16 protein-coding genes and 1 pseudogene are annotated in these 17,616 nt (G+C 72.4%); 15 read left to right on the plus strand and 2 right to left on the minus strand.

The genetic code is table 11. The annotated features are described in order from the left end of the window. Positions 1-17: 17 nt before the first annotated feature. Complete coding sequence (locus AC3EUJ_RS02990; protein ID WP_431959293.1) at positions 18-1,367, minus strand: ABC transporter ATP-binding protein; 1,350 nt, start codon at positions 1,365-1,367, stop codon at positions 18-20. 139 nt (positions 1,368-1,506) lie between these two features. On the opposite strand from AC3EUJ_RS02990, the gene AC3EUJ_RS02995 reads away from it, so the two are divergent. The 3 genes from AC3EUJ_RS02995 (at position 1,507) to AC3EUJ_RS03005 (ending at position 5,522) form a co-directional block, all read left to right on the plus strand. Beyond that, positions 1,507-2,232 carry a DedA family protein gene (locus AC3EUJ_RS02995; RefSeq protein WP_431959294.1) on the plus strand — a complete coding sequence of 242 codons (726 nt, stop codon included), beginning with the start codon at positions 1,507-1,509 and terminating at the stop codon, positions 2,230-2,232. Between the two features lie 112 nt (positions 2,233-2,344). After that, positions 2,345-3,949 (plus strand): threonine/serine exporter family protein, encoded by a 1,605-nt coding sequence (locus AC3EUJ_RS03000; RefSeq protein WP_431959295.1) that lies wholly within the window; start codon positions 2,345-2,347, stop codon positions 3,947-3,949. 163 nt (positions 3,950-4,112) lie between these two features. Next, entirely contained in the window at positions 4,113-5,522 is a 1,410-nt protein-coding gene (locus AC3EUJ_RS03005; protein ID WP_431959296.1) for a wax ester/triacylglycerol synthase family O-acyltransferase, read from the plus strand. Positions 5,523-5,598: 76 nt separating this feature from the next. Here the strand turns inward: AC3EUJ_RS03005 and AC3EUJ_RS03010 are convergent, their stop codons facing one another. After that, a complete protein-coding gene (locus AC3EUJ_RS03010) occupies positions 5,599-6,093 on the minus strand; it encodes an inorganic diphosphatase (RefSeq protein WP_431959297.1) in 495 nt (164 codons plus the stop codon). 142 nt (positions 6,094-6,235) lie between these two features. Between AC3EUJ_RS03010 and dacB the strand changes: the two genes are divergently transcribed. The 12 genes and pseudogenes from dacB (at position 6,236) to AC3EUJ_RS03070 (ending at position 17,277) form a co-directional block, all read left to right on the plus strand. Then, positions 6,236-7,645, plus strand: coding sequence for a D-alanyl-D-alanine carboxypeptidase/D-alanyl-D-alanine endopeptidase (gene dacB / locus AC3EUJ_RS03015; protein WP_431959298.1), 1,410 nt, complete (start codon positions 6,236-6,238; stop codon positions 7,643-7,645). A gap of 217 nt (positions 7,646-7,862) precedes the next feature. Further along, positions 7,863-9,041, plus strand: coding sequence for a zinc-dependent metalloprotease (locus AC3EUJ_RS03020; RefSeq protein ID WP_431959299.1), 1,179 nt, complete (start codon positions 7,863-7,865; stop codon positions 9,039-9,041). A 176-nt stretch (positions 9,042-9,217) separates the two neighbouring features. Further along, on the plus strand, positions 9,218-10,204 hold the full coding sequence (tilS, locus tag AC3EUJ_RS03025) for a tRNA lysidine(34) synthetase TilS (RefSeq protein ID WP_431959300.1): 987 nt from the start codon (positions 9,218-9,220) through the stop codon (positions 10,202-10,204). 36 nt (positions 10,205-10,240) lie between these two features. Continuing rightward, complete coding sequence (gene hpt, locus AC3EUJ_RS03030) at positions 10,241-10,780, plus strand: hypoxanthine phosphoribosyltransferase (protein ID WP_431959593.1); 540 nt, start codon at positions 10,241-10,243, stop codon at positions 10,778-10,780. Positions 10,781-10,972: 192 nt separating this feature from the next. Continuing rightward, positions 10,973-13,024, plus strand: coding sequence for an ATP-dependent zinc metalloprotease FtsH (gene ftsH / locus AC3EUJ_RS03035; RefSeq protein WP_431959301.1), 2,052 nt, complete (start codon positions 10,973-10,975; stop codon positions 13,022-13,024). A gap of 134 nt (positions 13,025-13,158) precedes the next feature. After that, the gene (folE, locus tag AC3EUJ_RS03040) at positions 13,159-13,767 is read left to right on the plus strand and encodes a GTP cyclohydrolase I FolE (protein WP_431959303.1); all 609 of its coding nucleotides are present in this window, start codon (positions 13,159-13,161) and stop codon (positions 13,765-13,767) included. Positions 13,768-13,826: 59 nt separating this feature from the next. Continuing rightward, positions 13,827-14,099: pseudogene (locus AC3EUJ_RS03045) on the plus strand (phosphatidylglycerol lysyltransferase domain-containing protein); the annotation flags it as partial. Beyond that, positions 14,030-14,887, plus strand: a complete 858-nt coding sequence (gene folP, locus AC3EUJ_RS03050; RefSeq protein WP_431959304.1) for a dihydropteroate synthase — start codon at positions 14,030-14,032, stop codon at positions 14,885-14,887. The pseudogene AC3EUJ_RS03045 and the gene folP, both read left to right, overlap by 70 nt. Before the next feature lie 181 nt (positions 14,888-15,068). Continuing rightward, complete coding sequence (locus tag AC3EUJ_RS03055; RefSeq protein WP_431959305.1) at positions 15,069-15,554, plus strand: nuclear transport factor 2 family protein; 486 nt, start codon at positions 15,069-15,071, stop codon at positions 15,552-15,554. A gap of 227 nt (positions 15,555-15,781) precedes the next feature. Further along, complete coding sequence (gene folB, locus AC3EUJ_RS03060) at positions 15,782-16,141, plus strand: dihydroneopterin aldolase (protein ID WP_018558516.1); 360 nt, start codon at positions 15,782-15,784, stop codon at positions 16,139-16,141. After that, positions 16,138-16,728: a 2-amino-4-hydroxy-6-hydroxymethyldihydropteridine diphosphokinase gene (folK, locus tag AC3EUJ_RS03065; RefSeq protein ID WP_431959307.1), complete on the plus strand. Its 591-nt coding sequence runs from the start codon at positions 16,138-16,140 to the stop codon at positions 16,726-16,728. The genes folB and folK overlap by 4 nt, the downstream gene beginning before the upstream one ends. Before the next feature lie 54 nt (positions 16,729-16,782). After that, complete coding sequence (locus AC3EUJ_RS03070; RefSeq protein ID WP_431959595.1) at positions 16,783-17,277, plus strand: DUF3180 domain-containing protein; 495 nt, start codon at positions 16,783-16,785, stop codon at positions 17,275-17,277. Positions 17,278-17,616: the final 339 nt, after the last annotated feature.

Genomic DNA, 17,616 nt, shown 5'->3' on the forward strand with positions numbered 1-17,616 from the left:
CGCCGCCGGTCGCAGCCTCAGTACTCCAGGTGCGGTGCGCGGTCCGGGGCCGGGCAGATCCGGTGGCCCGCGTGGTCGAAGACGTACAGGTGGGCGATGTCGACCAGCAGCGGCACGTGCTGGCCGGGGCGGAGCCGCAGGTCGGGCCCGGTGCGGACGACCAGGTCGCCGCCCCCGGTGGCGGGCCGCTCGGCCTCCGGCCGCTGGACCGGAGGGTCCAGCACGGCTGTCTGGCCCGCGCCGGAGACCCGCGTCGCGGCCTTCTGCACCAGCCGGCCGAGGCCGGCCGGGCCGCCCTGCCGGGCCGCAGCCCGGGAGCGCTGCCGCGCGGTGCCCGGACGGGCGGACTCCAGTTCGGGCACGACGGCCGGTCGGGCGCCGGTGCCGAGGTGCACCAGCGACTCGTGGCCCTGGTACTCCACGTGCTCCACCACACCGCTCAGCACCACCTCGCCGGGCCGCGCGCTGCTCGGCCGGTCGATGCGCACGGCCTCCGAGCGCAGGCCGACGATGACCGGCCGGCCCTGCTGGATACGGAGCATCTGGTGGTCCCTGCTCAGCGGCTGGGGGAGGACCAGCCGCTGCCGTCCGAGGTCGATCCACATCGCACCGTCCAGCGGGGCCACCACGGTCGCCTCCACGAGGTTGATCCGCGGGGTGCCGATGAAGGCGGCCACGAAGACGTTCTGCGGCAGGTGGTACGCCTCGCGCGGGGGGCTCACCTGCTGCAGCACGCCGTTGCGCATGATCGCCACGCGGTCGCCCAGCGACATCGCCTCGGCCTGGTCGTGGGTGACGTACACCGTCGTCACGCCCATGCCGCGGGTCAGCCGGGCGATCTCGGCGCGCAGGTGCGAGCGGAGCTTGGCGTCGAGGTTGGACAGCGGCTCGTCCATCAGGAAGACGGAAGGGTGCCGCGAGATGGCCCGGCCCATCGCGACCCGCTGCCGCTCGCCGCCGGAGAGCTGGCCCGGGTAGCGGTCGAGGATGTCCTCGATGCCCAGGGTCCGCGCGGTCTCGGTGACCCGGGGGCCGGTGTCCTGCCCGGGCCTCTCGAAGCGCAGCGGGAAGCCGATGTTCTCCCGGCTGGTCATGCTCGGGTAGAGGGCGAAGTTCTGGAAGACCATGGCCATCTTGCGGTCGCCCGGTGCCAGGTCGTTGGCGTATTCGCCGTCCAGGAGCAGTTCGCCGGAGGTGATGTCCTCCAGGCCCGCGATCATGCGCAGGACCGTGGACTTGCCGCACCCGGAGGGGCCGAGCAGCACCAGGAACTCGCCGGGGGCGATGTCCAGGCAGAAGCGGTCCACGGCGCGTACGCCGCGGCCGTAGGTCTTCGAGACGTCGTGCAGGGAGATGGCGCGAGTCATGTGGGTTCCGCCGGATCGTGATGATTCAGGAGTGACGGGCGACTTGCGGTGGTGCACGGTGAAACGCTTGGGAGGACCGTAGCCGAGCGTTGCCGGGCTGGGAACGGTTCGGTCACGACCACGTTGATACTTTTGGCGCGTGACGACTCTCGCCCTGGGCCCGCAATGGCTCGACCCCGATTACCTCATCTCGTCCGCGGGCCTGATCGGCCTGCTGGCGATCGTCTTCGCCGAGTCGGGTCTGCTCATCGGTTTCTTCCTGCCGGGTGACTCCCTGCTCTTCACCGGCGGCCTGCTGGTCGCGGGCGGCCGGCTGGACTGGCCGGTCTGGTCGGTGTGCCTGCTGGTCTGGATCGCGGCCGTCGCCGGCGACCAGGTGGGCTACCTCTTCGGCCGCAAGGTCGGGCCCTCGCTGTTCCGGCGTCCGGACTCCAGGCTCTTCAAGCAGGAGAACGTCGAGAAGGCCCACGAGTTCTTCGAGCGGCACGGCGCCAAGTCGATCGTGCTCGCCCGCTTCGTGCCGATCGTGCGGACCTTCACTCCGGTCATCGCCGGCGTCAGCCGCATGAACTACCGCGTCTTCGTGACGTACAACATCATCGGCGGCCTGCTGTGGGGTGTCGGTGTCACGCTGCTCGGCTACTGGCTGGGCCAGATCGGTTTCGTCCACCGGCACATCGAGCTGATCCTCGTCGGCATCGTGCTCCTGTCGGTCGTCCCGATCGCGATCGAGTTCCTGCGCGCCCGCGCGGCGTCCAGGAAGGCCGGGCCGCTGCCCGCGACCCACGCCGAAGCCGAAGCCGACGCCGGCCAGCCCCCGCTCCAGCGGGGTCCGGGCGGGCGGCACCGCGCGAACCGCCGTTAGCCGACGGAGGGAGTGGGCAGTCGTTCCGCTGTGCCAGGGGGGAGGGTGCCCGCACCCTCCCCCCTGGCACACCCGCACCCGTACGCGGTCACGTACCGAAAGGAGGATCCCCGTGGCGCACCCCGAGGAGCCCGAGCAGCCGGCCGGCGGCTCGGAGTTCACACCGCCCCTGGGCGTGGAACTGCCCAGGCCCGAGCCGCAGGGCTCCGCCTTCGCCCGCCCGGAGACCCGGACCTCCCCGCAGCTGGCCCACCCGGCCTTCACGCCCCCCGAGGGCGTTCCGGTCATCAGCCTCTCCAAGGAGACCCCGTGGCCCGACCGGATGCGCACGATGCTGCGCATGCCCGTCGGCGAGCGCCCGGCCCCCGAGCAGCCCGCCCGGCGGCCGGAGGCGGAGGGCGGCCCACCGGTCCCGCGCGTGCTCGACCTGACGCTGCGCATCGGTGAGTTGCTGCTCGCCGGCGGCGAGGGCGCGGAGGACGTCGAGGCCGCCATGCTCGGCGTTGCCCACGCCTACGGGCTCGGACGGGTCGAGCCGACCGTGACGTTCACCCTGCTGGGCATCTCGTACCAGCCCTCGCTGGTGGACGCGCCGGTCACCGCCAACCGCACGGTGCGCCGACGGGCCACCGACTACACCCGTCTCGCGGCCGTCTTCCGGCTGATCAACGACATCACCGCGGCCGACCTCACCCTGGAGGACGCCTACCGGCGGCTCGCCGGGATCCGCCGCAACCGGCACCCGTACCCGGGCCGGCTGCTGACCGCGGCGGCCGGGCTCCTCGCGGGCGCCGCGAGCATGCTGGTCGGCGGCGGCGGTCCGCTGGTGTTCGCGATCGCCGCGCTCGGCGCGATGCTGGGCGACCGGCTGGCCTGGGTGTGCGCCGGCCGCGGGCTGCCGGAGTTCTACCAGTTCGTCGCCGCGGCGATGCCCGCCGCCGTGATGGGGGTGCTGGTCGCCCGGTTCGGCCAGCACCTGCCCGGTACGAGCACCCTGCAGGCCTCCGCGGTCATCACCGGTGGGCTCTTCGCGCTGATCCCGGGAAGGGCCCTGGTGGCGGCCGTCCAGGACGGCCTGACCGGCTTCTACATCACCGCCTCCGCGCGCCTGCTGGAGGTGATGTACCTCTTCACCGGCATCGTCGTCGGCGTGACGCTGGTCCTCTACGCCGGGGTCAGCCTGGGCGCCGGACTTGACCCCGACAAGGCCTTCCGGGCCTACGAGAACCCGCCGGTGCAACTGGTGGCCGCGATGGTGCTGAGCCTCGCCTTCGCCGTGCTGCTGCAGTGCGAGCGCGGCGTGCTGGTGATCGCCGCCCTCAACGGCGGTGTCGCCTGGACGGTCTACGCGGCGCTGCACCAGGAGCGGATCGGCATCGGCATGTCGCCGGTCGCGGCCACCGCCGTCGCCGCCGGTCTGGTGGGCCTCTTCGGCCAGGTGCTCTCCCGCTACCGCCGGGCCTCCGCGCTGCCGTACGTCACGGCCGCCATCGGCCCGCTGCTGCCGGGTTCCGCGACGTACTTCGGGCTCCTCGGGCTGACCCGCGGTCACCTGGACCAGGGATTCGCCTCGCTGACGAAGGCGGCGGCGCTCGCGCTCGCCGTGGCCATCGGGGTGAACCTGGGAGGCGAGATCGCGCGGTTGTTCATCAAGCTGCCCGGTGGGGCCGACCAGGCACGACGCCGCGCGGCGGCCAAGCGAACCCGCGGTTTCTGAGCCGTCCGGCCCCCGTCGCCTCGCCGCCCGGCCGTCGTGCGGGCAACCTGCTGTTAACTGTCCGTATCGTGGTCGTAGTTGACTGTAATCGGTTTTAGGGGTTTCACTTCACCAACTGGAGTCCGTTCCTGGGCAAACCCCGACCTTCCGGAGGCATGGAGCCTTGGCTGACGAGCACCTGAGCGCGCTGGACCTCGCCTTCTGGAACCTGGACTCGCCGGGTCATCCCATGCACCTGGGCGCGGTCGCCGTCTTCGACCGCGACCCGCAGCGCCCGGTCGACGCCGACGGGCTCGCCGCGCTGCTCACCGCCCGCGCCGAGGCGGTACCGCGGATGCGGCAGCGCGTGAAGGACGTCTGGTACGGCGTCGGCGGCGCCGCCTGGGCGGCCGACGCGTACTTCGACGCCCGGCGCCACGTCCACGCCGTACGGCGGGCCGACGCCCGGGGCGCCGTGGCCGATCTGATGTCCCGCCCCATGGACCGCCACCGGCCGCCGTGGGAGGTCTACGTCATCGAGGGCGCCCCCGACGCGCCCTTCCACGTCCTGGTCAAGCTGCACCACGCCCTGGCCGACGGTCTGCGCGCCGTCGAGTTCGGCGCCGCCCTCCTCGACCAGGGGGCCCGCCCTCCGGCGCCCACCGCCGCGGCTCCGGCGCCCACCGCCGCGGCTCCGGCGCCGCGGGCCGGAGCCGAGGCGGCCCTGCCGGCCCAGGTCCGGGGCCCCGGCATCCACCTGCCGGGGCTGCCGCTGCCCGATCCCCGGCAGGTCGTCGCCTCCCTGCCGGACCGGGTGCGCGAGGCCGGGCGCGCCCTGGGCATCGGCTCGGCCGTGCTGCGTGCCTCCCTCGACCCCGGCGGGCCCGCCGCGCTGGGCGCGGCCTGGACACCCGGGGGCGGCGCCGAGCGCCGCTTCGCCACCGCCTCGCTCGACGTCGACGACCTGCACCAGGTCCGCAAGACCAGCGGCGGGACCGTCAACGACGTGGTCATGGCCGTCGTCGCCGGCGCCCTGCGGCGCTGGATGCAGGCCCGTGGCGACGACCCGGCGGGTCCGGGCCCACGCGCCCTGATCCCGGTGGCGCGGCGCCGCCGCAGGGGCGTGCGCGGCGGCCGGGGCAACCGCATCTCCGGCTACCTGCTGCGGCTACCGGTCGGCGAGCCCGATCCGCTCGCCCGGCTGCGCGACGTGCGCGCCGGCATGGACCGCAACAAGGACGCCGGACCCGACTCCGGCCCCGGCGCCGTCGCGCTGCTGGCCGACAGCGTGCCGCCGCTCGCGCACCGCTTCGCCGCGCCGCTGCTCGCCGCCTCGGCGCGGCTGCTGTTCGACGTGCTGGTCACCAACGTGCCGATGCTCGACGTGCCGCTCACCCTGGACGGCTGCCGTATGGCGGAGCTCTACCCGATCGCCCCGCTCGCCCGCGGCCAGTCGCTGGCGATCGCCCTCTCCACGTACCGTCGCCGGGTCCACATCGGGCTGCTCGCGGACGCGGAGTCCCTGCCGGACGCCGACACGCTCGCCGCGGCCCTGCACGGTGCGCTGGCCGAACTGCTCGACGCCTGCGGGTGAGGCCGCCGGACACGCGGGAGGGCGGCCCGCCCCGGCAGGGGAGGTGCCGCCCTCGTGGCTGCGCCGGCCGGCGGGGTCAGTGACCGCCGTGCTCCTTCAGGCGCTTGTAGGACGCCTCGATCTCGGCCTCGGCCTCGGCGCGGCCCACCCAGTTGGCGCCCTCGACGGACTTGCCGGGCTCGAGGTCCTTGTAGACCTCGAAGAAGTGCTGGATCTCCAGGCGGTCGAACTCGGAGACGTGGTGAATGTCACGCAGGTGCTCGACCCGCGGGTCCGAGGCGGGCACGCACAGCAGCTTGTCGTCGCCGCCGGCCTCGTCCGTCATGCGGAACATGCCGATCGCGCGGCAGCGCACGATGACGCCGGGGAAGGTCGGCTCGTCGAGCAGCACCAGGGCGTCCAGCGGGTCGCCGTCCTCGCCGAGGGTGTTCTCCACGAAGCCGTAGTCCGCCGGGTAGACCGTCGAGGTGAACAGGTGCCGGTCCAGGCGGATACGACCGGTCTCGTGGTCCACCTCGTACTTGTTGCGGGAACCCTTCGGGATCTCGATCGTTACGTCGAACTCGAGCACAGCCTGTCCTCCATGATCAGCACATACTTCTGGTGATTAAGTGTCTCCCACGCTTGTGTGTGGTCGCGAAAGGGGCTGGTCCGGGGTGCCCGTTCCGAAGAACTGGCAGGTGGTGGCAGGGTCGGCTGCCGCAGGATTTGCCGTGGCGCTGACGGCTGTGGCCGCAGCGGGACCGTGGGAGTCAGGCCAGCGTACGGCCGAACGGGCGATCGCCGCCTCCCGGGACGGTCAGGGGGAGCAGGCGCGTCCCCACAAGAAGGGCGGCGGGGGCGGCCACAAGGGGGCGGTCGCCCCGGTCCCGCCCGCCGCCCCCGAGGTGCTCACCGCCGTGTCCGGGCCGCACAGCACGCCGGTGCCGACCACGTCCGGACTGGCCGGACGGCTCGGCCCGTTGCTGCACGACGGCGGGCTCGGCGCGGTGACGACGGGCGCGGTCGTGGACGCCGTGTCGGGGCGGACCGTGTGGGGGCAGAGCCCCGGTACGCCCGCCGTCCCCGCCTCCACCACGAAGGTCGCCACCGCCGTCGCGTCCCTGTCGCTGCTCGGGGCCGACCACCGGCTCACCACCTCGGTGGTCGCCGCGGGCAAGGACCGTGTCGTCCTGGTCGGCGGCGGCGACCCCACCCTGACCGCCCGCGCGAAGCCCGGCGGCGGCTGGACCGCGGCCTCCCTGCGCACCCTCGCCTCCGACACCGCCCGCGCGCTGCGCGCCAAGGGTGTCCGCTCGGTGCAGCTCACCTACGACACCTCGCTCTTCACCGGCCCGGCCGTCCACCCCATCGGGCACAACGACAACATCGCGCCCGTCACCGCGCTGATGGCCGACGAGGGCCGCAGCGACGGCAAGAGCTTCAAGGGCCCCGTCGCCCGCCAGTGGGACCCGGCGGCATCCGCGGCGTCGGTCTTCGCGGACCTGCTGCGGGGGCGCGGCATCAAGGTCGTCGGCGCGGTGAAGTCCGGCAAGGCGCCCGCCCGCACGCGCGCGGCCGACCTGCTGGCGGAGGTGCGGTCCGCACCCCTGGCCGACCTGGTCGAGCGCATGCTCACCAACAGCGACAACGACATCGCCGAGGCGCTCGCCCGGCACACCGCCCTCGCCGCGGACCGCCCGGGTTCCTTCTCCGGCGGCGCCAGGGCCATCGGCTCCGCGCTCCGCGAACTCGGGCTCCCGCTGAAGGGGGCCCGCTTCGCGGACGGCAGCGGGCTCAGCCGCGCCGACCACCTCACGGCGGAGCAACTGGCGGGGATGCTCGCGCTGGCGGCCGACCCCGACCACCCGGAGCTGCGCCCCGTCCTCACCGGGCTGCCGGTCGCCGGCTTCACCGGGTCGCTGCGGGAACGCTTCACCTCCGCGGGCGGGGCCGCGGGGCTGGTCCGCGGGAAGACGGGGACGCTCACCGGGGTCAACGCGCTCGCCGGGACGGTGGTCGACGCGGACGGCCGGCTGCTCACGTTCGCCTTCCTGACCAACGGCACGACCAACCCCGTGGCCGCGCAGTCCGCCCTCGACCGCCTCGCCGCCGAACTCGCCACGTGCGGCTGCCGCAAGTAGCCGGAACCGGTCGGCACCCCCCACGGCGGCGCCGCGGCTGCGCGGTACCGCGGGTCTCGTCGGCGTGGGCACGCCGGTGGGTGGGGTTGCGCCGGCCCTGGCTACCGCCGGGGGCGCCCCCGGCCTCCGGCGAGCGGCCGACCCGCAACCCGGTTCGCGGCCCGCGCCCCGGCGGGGAACGCTCCCGGGGAAGGGGACAAGCACGTACCGTGAAGGAATGACGAGCATCGGTGGTGCGGAGATGGTCGACTGGAATCTCGCGGTCGCGACCGCGACCCGCTTCGTGCGGCCCGGACCGGACGTGAGCCGGGACGAGGCGCGCGCGGTCGTTGCGGAACTGCGGCGGCACGCAAAGGAGTCGGAGGCGCACGTCCGGGCCTTCACCAGGATGTTCGGCGACCGGGAGGACCCGGCCGAGACCGGGACCCCGGTGCTGATCGTGGACCGCCCGGGGTGGATCAAGGCGAACGTGGCCGGCTTCCGCGAAGTGCTGAAGCCGCTGCTGGACAAGATGCAGGCCCGCAAGCCGGGTGGCCCCGGCGGTGCGGTGCTGGGCACCGTCGGCGGGAAGGTGACCGGCGTCGAGGTCGGGATGCTGCTGAGCTTCCTGGCCTCGCGCGTGCTAGGCCAGTACGAGACCTTCGCCCCCGCGAGCCGTGACATGCCGGCCGGTCCCGCCGCGCCCGGCCCGGGCGAGCCGCGCACCGGGCGGCTCCTGCTGGTGGCCCCCAACATCGTCCACGTGGAGCGCGAACTCGACGTGGACCCACACGACTTCCGGCTGTGGGTGTGTCTGCACGAGGAGACCCACCGCACCCAGTTCACGGCCGTGCCCTGGCTGCGGGACCACATCGAGCAGGAGATCCAGGCCTTCCTCGGCGAGACCGAGATCGACCCGTCGGCGCTGATCGAGCGGCTCCGCGAGGCGTTCCAGTCGTTCTCCACCGGCAGCCGGCCCGATGTGGAGGAGGCGTCGGTCGACGCGGACGGCGACGAGGGCCGCAGTCTGATCGACCTCGTGCAGACCCCGAACCAGCGGGAGATCCTGGGACGGCTGACCGCGGTCATGTCGCTGCTGGAGGGGCACGCCGACTACGTGATGGACGGCGTGGGCCCGGACGTCGTGCCGTCCGTGGCGGAGATCCGGGAGAAGTTCCAGCGCCGCAGGCAGAGCGGTGCCGGGCGGCTGGACATGGCGCTGCGCAAGCTGCTGGGGCTGGACGCCAAGCTGCGGCAGTACCGTGACGGCGAGCGCTTCGTGCGGACCGTGGTGGACGAGGCCGGGATGGAAGGCTTCAACCGGATCTGGACCTCGCCCAACACCCTCCCCACCAAGCAGGAGATCGCCAAACCCGCGGACTGGGTGGCGCGGGTGCACAGGCGGAGTGAAACCTGAGTCGCCCCGGGGCACAGCGGGCCCCGGGCCTCCCGGTTCACCCGTCCGAGGGACCGTGGGCGCAGGGTAAGCGTGCGATGCTCGAGTATCGCACGCTGTCTGTCACCATCTAGCTACCCTGCGTCATCTTCACCGTCCCGACGCCTCCCCCAGCCTCTCCAGGAGGGAAACCGGACATGGGTCCCCACCCCGCGGTCGCGGCGATACGCCTGGCGGTCCGCCGCGTACTCCAGGACGTCCTGACCGACCACCCCGGCGGCAGCCCGCTCGTGCTGGCCGCCTGCAGCGGCGGAGCCGATTCGATGGCCCTCGCCACCGCCCTCGCCTTCGAAGCGCCCAAGCTCGGCATCCGGGCCGGTGGCGTCACCGTCGACCACGGCCTGCAGGACGGCTCGTCGGCCCGCGCCGTCGACGTGGCCGACCGCCTGCGCGGTCTCGGACTCGACCCGGTGGACGCCGTGGCGGTCACCGTGGGCCGCCAGGGCGGTCCGGAGGCCGCCGCGCGCGACGCCCGGTACGCGGCGCTCGACACCGTCGCGGAGCGCGCCGGCGCCGCCGCCGTGCTGCTCGGGCACACCCGTGACGACCAGGCCGAAACGGTGCTGCTGGGGCTCGCCCGCGGCTCCGGCATCCGGTCGCTGTCCGGCATGCCCGCCGTCAACGGGCGCTACCGCCGTCCCTTCCTGCTGCTGGACCGTGACACCGTCCGCAAGGCCTGCCTGGTGCAGGGCATCGACGTGTGGGAGGACCCGCACAACCACGACCCCGCCTACACCCGCTCCCGGGTCCGCCACGAGGCGCTGCCGGTGCTGGAGAAGTCCCTGGGCAAGGGCGTCGTGGAGGCGCTGGCCCGCACCGCCCAGCTCTCCCGGGACGACGCGGACGCCCTCGACCAGTGGGCGGCCCAGGCCGAGCGGACGGCCCTGGACGCCGACGGCGGGCTGGACGTCGCGCGGCTGCTGACCCTCCCCGCCGCCGTGCGCCGCCGGGTGCTGCGCCGGGCGGCCGTCGCGGCGGGCTCACCCGCCGGTTCGCTCTTCGCCCGGCACGTCGAGGAGACCGACCGCCTGCTCACCGCCTGGCGCGGTCAGAAGCCGCTCAACCTCCCGGGCGGCGTCGTCGTCGGCCGGCGCAATGGCAGACTGTTCTTCCAGGCCCTGTAGACCGAGCCGGAAGTTGTGCGGGTGAACGAGAACGACATGGGCACCGACCTCGAGAAGGTGCTCGTCTCCAAGCAAGAGATCGACGACAAGCTGGCGGAGCTGGCTGCGCAGATCGACAAGGACTACGAGGGCAAGGACCTCCTCATCGTCGGCGTCCTCAAGGGCGCCGTCATGGTGATGGCGGACCTCGCGCGCACCCTGTCCTCCCAGGTCACCATGGACTGGATGGCGGTGTCCTCGTACGGTGCCGGGACCAAGTCCTCGGGTGTCGTGCGCATCCTCAAGGACCTGGACACCGACATCGCCGGCCGGGACGTCCTGATCGTCGAGGACATCATCGACTCCGGACTGACCCTGTCCTGGCTGATCAGCAACCTGGGCTCGCGCCGTCCGGCCTCGCTCGAGGTCTGCACGCTGCTGCGCAAGCCGGACGCCGCCAAGGTGGAGATCGACGTGAAGTACGTCGGCTTCGACATCCCCAACGAGTTCGTGGTCGGCTACGGCCTGGACTTCGCGGAGAAGTACCGGAACCTGCCGTTCATCGGCACCCTTGCGCCGCACGTGTACGGCGGCTGAGGCTCCGGGAACCCCGACGCCCTCCTTCACGTTGGAGGGTGGGAACGTTGTTTGTTTACGGTCTCCGGCGACTTCGGGTGACAATGCTGGGGTACCGTCCGAAGGTCGGTTCATACACCGGATGCACCGGCGGCCCCCAGGCCGAGGTGCCTCACTGTGGCAGGAGGGACGGGGCGAGATCGCCCCGCATGGATGGACGTGAAGCGCTATTTCCGTGGGCCAGTCATGTGGATCGTGCTGGCTGTCCTCGCCGTGGTCGTCTTGATGCAGGTCGTCGGTTCGTCCGGTGGCTACAAGACGGTGGACACCGGCCAGGCCATCGAGGCCATCAACAGCAACCAGGCCAAGTCCGCCGAGCTGACCACCGGCGACGAGAACACGATCAAGGTCGAGCTCAAGGACGGCGCCAAGGTAGGCGGCAAGGACCTGGGCTCCAAGATCAAGGCGAGCTACATCGGCGACCAGGGCGTCGACGTGGCCAAGATCCTGCAGGCCAAGGTCGACGACGGCGACAAGAGCACGCTGCCCGACGGTTACACCGTCGCGCCCTCGAAGCAGAACGCCTTCGTCGGCATCCTGCTGTCGCTGCTGCCCTTCGTCCTCATCGTCGTGGTCTTCCTGTTCCTGATGAACCAGATGCAGGGCGGCGGCTCCCGGGTGATGAACTTCGGGAAGTCCAAGGCCAAGCTGATCACCAAGGACACCCCGAAGACCACCTTCGCGGACGTCGCGGGTTCGGACGAGGCCGTCGAGGAGCTCCAGGAGATCAAGGAGTTCCTGCAGGAGCCGGCGAAGTTCCAGGCCGTGGGCGCCAAGATCCCCAAGGGTGTGCTGCTCTACGGCCCGCCCGGAACGGGCAAGACCCTGCTCGCGCGCGCCGTCGCCGGTGAGGCGGGCGTCCCGTTCTACTCGATCTCCGGTTCCGACTTCGTCGAGATGTTCGTGGGTGTCGGCGCCTCGCGTGTCCGCGACCTGTTCGAGCAGGCCAAGGCGAACGCCCCCGCCATCGTCTTCGTCGACGAGATCGACGCCGTCGGCCGGCACCGCGGCGCGGGCCTCGGCGGCGGTCACGACGAGCGCGAGCAGACGCTGAACCAGCTGCTGGTCGAGATGGACGGCTTCGACGTCAAGGGCGGGGTCATCCTGATCGCCGCCACCAACCGTCCGGACATCCTGGACCCGGCGCTGCTGCGTCCGGGCCGGTTCGACCGGCAGATCGCCGTCGACCGCCCCGACCTGCAGGGCCGCCTGGAGATCCTCCAGGTCCACCAGAAGGGCAAGCCGGTCGCCCCGGACGTCGACCTCAAGGCCGTCGCCCGCCGCACCCCCGGCTTCACCGGCGCGGACCTGGCGAACGTCCTCAACGAGGCGGCGCTGCTCACCGCGCGCAGCGACAAGAAGCTGGTCGACAACGCGATGCTGGACGAGGCCATCGACCGCGTCGTGGCCGGCCCGCAGAAGCGCACCCGGATCATGTCCGACAAGGAGAAGAAGATCACGGCGTACCACGAGGGCGGTCACGCCCTGGTCGCCGCGGCTTCTCCGAACAGCGACCCGGTCCACAAGATCACGATCTTGTCCCGCGGCCGTGCCCTCGGTTACACGATGGTCCTGCCGGACGAGGACAAGTACTCCACCACCCGCAACGAGATGCTCGACCGGCTGGCCATGACCATGGGCGGCCGCGCGGCGGAGGAGCTGGTCTTCCACGACCCGACCACCGGTGCGGCGGACGACATCGAGAAGGCCACCGCCACGGCCCGCGCGATGGTGACCCAGTACGGCATGACCGAGCGGCTGGGCGCGATCAAGTTCGGCACGAGCGACTCCGAGCCCTTCCTCGGCCGTGAGATGTCGCACCAGCGCGACTACTCGGAAGAGGTCGCCGGGCTGGTCGACGAAGAGGTCAAGAAGCTCATCGAGACCGCGCACAACGAGGCGTGGGAGATCCTCGTCGAGAACCGCGACGTCCTCGACAACCTGGTTCTGGCCCTCCTGGAGAAGGAGACGCTGAACAAGGAGGAGATCGCCGAGATCTTCAAGCCGATCGTCAAGCGCCCGCCGCGTCCGGCCTGGACGGGATCCTCGCGGCGTACGCCGTCGACCCGCCCGCCGGTGCTCTCGCCCCGTGAGCTCGCCCTGACCAACGGCACCCAGCCGACGGCCAACGGCAGTGCCACGGCGTCCCTGAGCAAGCCCGCCGAGACGGTGGGGCTCCCGGAGGAGCCGAACCCCGAGGCCTGACGCCTGCGACGTGGCCTTGGTCACGGACATCGGAATGCGTACCGCGCCCCCCAGGTTTCCTATCCTGGGGGGCGCTGTGTTTCCGCGGTTCCCCGCGGTCCACGCATTCGGCACGTCTGAGGAACGAGGCACACATGACCGACCCGGTGACCCTTGATGGCGATCTGCGCCCCGTCGGGGAGTTCGACGAGAAGCGTGCCGAGAACGCGATCCGTGAGCTGCTGATCGCGGTCGGGGAGGACCCCGACCGCGAGGGACTGCGGGAGACCCCCGCACGGGTGGCGCGGGCGTACCGGGAGATCTTCGCCGGGCTGTACCAGGAGCCGGAGGACGTCCTGACGACCACCTTCGACCTCGGCCACGACGAGATGGTGCTGGTCAAGGACATCGAGGTGCTGTCGAGCTGCGAGCACCACCTGGTGCCGTTCGTGGGCGTCGCCCACGTCGGCTACATCCCCTCGGTGGACGGCAAGATCACCGGCCTGTCGAAGCTGGCCCGTCTCGTCGACGTCTTCGCCCGCCGCCCGCAGGTGCAGGAGCGGCTCACCACGCAGATCGCGGACTCGTTGATGCGGATACTCGAACCGCGCGGCGTGATCGTGGTCATCGAGTGCGAGCACATGTGCATGACGATGCGCGGGGTCCGCAAGCCCGGCGCGAAGACCATCACCTCGGCGGTGCGGGGTCAGCTGCGCGATTCCGCGACCCGCGCCGAGGCGATGAGCCTGATCATGGCCCAGTGACCTGAAGGGCCGACGTCACCAGGCCCCCCATTGCACGTGTGCCGCGGTTCCCGTCCTACCGGTGGTTCCGGATCGAGTCGCTGTACCGGTTCAACGCCTGGTTCCAGCCGGAGTGACTACCGCGCTTCCTGGTCCTCCGGGCCACCGGGGACCTGCCCCGGATCGGCCTGGCGGCCATGCGGGCCGAGGGATTCGTCACCCTGGCCCTCCCCGCGTGGGCCTCACGGCGCCTGTGGAGAGCCGCCCGCTCTAGGCTGGCCCCATGGGTACGATGCGCGGCCACGTGGCCGGATTGCCGTCCTGGGACCGGTGCGCGGTCATGGGCGTGGTGAACGTCACGCCGGACTCGTTCTCGGATGGCGGCGAGTGGTTCGACACGGAGCTCGCGGTGAAGCACGGCCTGGACCTCGTCGCGGCCGGTGCCGACCTGGTGGACGTCGGCGGTGAGTCGACCCGTCCGGGCGCGGCGCGGGTGGACGAGGCGGAGGAACTGCGCCGGGTGGTCCCGGTCGTCCGCGAGCTGGCCGACGCCGGGGTCGTGGTGAGCGTCGACACGATGCGGGCCACGGTCGCGGAGAAGGCGGTCGAGGCGGGCGCGGCCCTGGTCAACGACGTCAGCGGCGGACTGGCGGACCCGGCGATGATCCCGGTGGTCGCGGCGACGGGCAGCCCGTTCATCGTGATGCACTGGCGCGGCCAGAGCATCGACATGAACAACCGGGCGGTCTACCAGGACGTCGTGGGCGAGGTCACCACCGAGCTGCGGCGCAGCTTCGACCACGCGGTGGCGGGCGGCATCGACCCGGAGCGGATCGTCCTCGACCCGGGGCTGGGCTTCGCGAAGAACGCCGAGCACGACCTGACCCTGATCGCCCACGTCGAGGACCTGCTGGCCCTCGGCCGCCCGCTGCTGATCGCGGCCTCCCGCAAGCGGTTCCTCGGCCGCGTGCTGGCCGGCGAGGGCGGCGATCCGCCCCCGGCCAGGGACCGTGACGCCGCCACGGCCGCCGTCACCGCCATCGTGGCGGGCCGCGGCGCATGGGCGGTCCGGGTGCACGAGGTGCACGACAGTGCCGACGCCGTACGGGTCGCGCGGGCCCTGGAGAGGGCGGCACGGTGAGCGACGCACGCGAGGCCGCCGGGCCGCGGGTGACGACGATGCCCGCGGCGGGGTGCCGAGCGGGCGGAGAAGCGAACGGGGGCGGCACGGTGAGCGACGCACGCGAGGCCGCCGGGCCGCGGGTGACGACGATGCCCGCGGCGGGGTGCCGAGCGGGCGGAGAAGCGAACGGGGGAACGCGATGACGCCGCGTACGGCCGAGGCCGCCCGGGTCGAGCAGGCCAACCAGGCGTTCTACGACGCCGTGGAGCGGTCCGACCTGGACGCGCTGGAGGAGCTGGTGCTGACCGGGCCGCTGGCGGAGACGGTGTCCGTGGTGCACCCGGGGTGGCCGGTGCTGCGGGGGCGCCGCGAGGTGATGCGCTCGTACGCCCTGATCATGGCGAACACCGAGTACATCCAGTTCTTCCTCACCGACGTGGAGGTGGCGGTCGACGGGAACACGGCCCTGGTGACCTGCACCGAGAACATCCTCACCGGCGGCCCCGCCGAGGAGGAGGGCGAGATGGGCTCGCTCGTGGGCGGTCTGGTGGTCGCCACGAATGTGTTTCGGCGCACACCGGAGGGCTGGCGGCTGTGGGTGCACCACGGCTCCCCGGTGATGGCCGACGGGGTTGACGAGGCCGCCGCGGAGGACGCCGACAACGGCGGCGAGGGGTCAGCCTGAGGCCTTCTGACCACTCGTTCGAGCCAAGAAGTGGTGAGAACCGGTGAAGGCCGGAGTAGGCCGTTCCGTCCCCGGGTAAGCGCGGTGCGGTCGGCCGCCTCGGTGCCCGGTACCGGGGACTGTCGGCGGTCGAAGGTAGATTCGAGTAAGGGCGGTGCGGCTCTCCCCTCCCGCTGGGCGGGTGGACCGCGCCCGCCCGTCCGTTCGACGACCAGCGGGAGTGAATCGTGGATCGTGTCGCGCTGCGCGGCCTGAAGGCCCGCGGGCACCACGGCGTGTTCGAGCACGAGCGCCGCGAGGGCCAGGACTTCTTCGTGGACCTCGTCCTCGGCCTGGACACCGCCCCCGCCGCCGCCACGGACGACCTGACCAGGACCGTGCACTACGGCATCGTGGCCGAGGAGGTCACCGCCGTCGTCGAGGGCGAGCCCGTGGACCTGATCGAGACCTTGGCCCAGCGGATCGCGGACCAGGTCCTCAAGCACGACCTGGTCCAGGAGGTGGAGGTCACCGTGCACAAGCCGCAGGCCCCGATCACCGTCCCGTTCGCCGATGTGTCCGTCACCATCACCCGGAGGCGCCCGTGAGCTACGACCCCACCGTGCAGCCGGTCCCGGCCTCCGTCGTCGCGCAGGTCGACGCCGCGGACTCGACGCTGCAGAATCCGAAGTTCGCCGTCATCTCGCTGGGCAGCAACCTCGGCAACCGCCTGGAGACGCTGCAGGGCGCCGTGGACGCCCTTGAAGACACCCCGGGGGTCCGGGTCAAGAAGGTCTCCCCGGTGTACGAGACCGAGCCCTGGGGCGTCGAGCCGGGCTCCCAGCCGAACTACTTCAACGCGGTCGTCCTGATCAGGACGACGCTGCCGCCGTCCTCGCTGCTGGAGCGCGGCCGGGCGATCGAGGACGCCTTCGCCCGGACCCGCACCGAGCGCTGGGGCGCGCGCACCATCGACGTCGACATCGTCGCCTACCAGGGCGTCGTCTCCGACGACCCGGAGCTGACGCTGCCCCATCCGCGGGCACACCAGCGGGCCTTCGTGCTGGCGCCGTGGCTCGACGTCGACCCCGCCGCCGAGCTGCCGGGCCAGGGTCCGGTGGCCGGTCTGCTGGCGAGCGTGGGCCGGGAGAGCGTGTGGGCCCGGGGCGACGTGGAACTCAGGCTGCCGGAGTAATCGTTACGATCTCGTCGGTACGTTCGTCGATGTGATGTGGGGAGCGAGCACTCGGTGAAGGCGCTGCGCATCAGGACCCTGGTCGGGCTGTTCGTGGTGGCCGGAGTGCTCTCGTGGGCGGGCGTGAAGCTGTGGGACTCGCTCGGCACGCTGCCGGGCGTGCCCGTGGCCGCGCCGATCGTGCTGGCGCTGATCGCCGCCGTGCTGGCGGCGACGGCGCTGTCGCTGCGGTCCCGGCTGCGCGCGCAGCGCGAGCGACGTCCGGGTGCCAAGGGCGTGGATCCGCTGCTGGCCGCCCGCGCGGTGGTCTTCGGCCAGGCCAGCGCCTTGGTCGCGGCCTTGGTCGCCGGGATCTACGGCGGCGCGTGCGTCTTCCTCGCCATGTACCAGATGGACAACGACCCCCGCCGTGACCAGGCGATCTACGCGGGTGCCGCGGTGATCGCCGGGGTCGCGGTCTGCGCTGCCGCGATCTTCCTGGAGCGGGTCTGCCGCCTCCCCGAGGACGAGGACGACAACCACACCGGCACGGTGGGCGGCCGGGCCTAGAGTCGGCGCTGCGCCGCGGGCGGGTTCGCCTGACAGCAGGGACGAGCCGAGCGGCGTGAGGCTGTGCAGGACGGTGGTGCCGAGCCGGGTCGTGCGCACCAGCTCGGCGTGCTCGCGGGCCGCCGCGAGGATACCGGGACCCGTTCGGTGAGCGCGGTGGTCGTCGCCGGCTCGCGCAGCGCCTGGAGCACCGCCGTCCGGGTTCTTCCGAGCAGCGGCCCGGGTCCCCGGCCGGTTCGGGCCCGTGCCTCGGGTAGGCGAGCACGGCCGGCTCGTCGGGCAGGTAGCGGATCGTCGGTTGTGTGGCGAACCAGGACGGCGGATGCAGGACCGGGGGAT

The organism is Actinacidiphila sp. bgisy160, assembly GCF_057707815.1.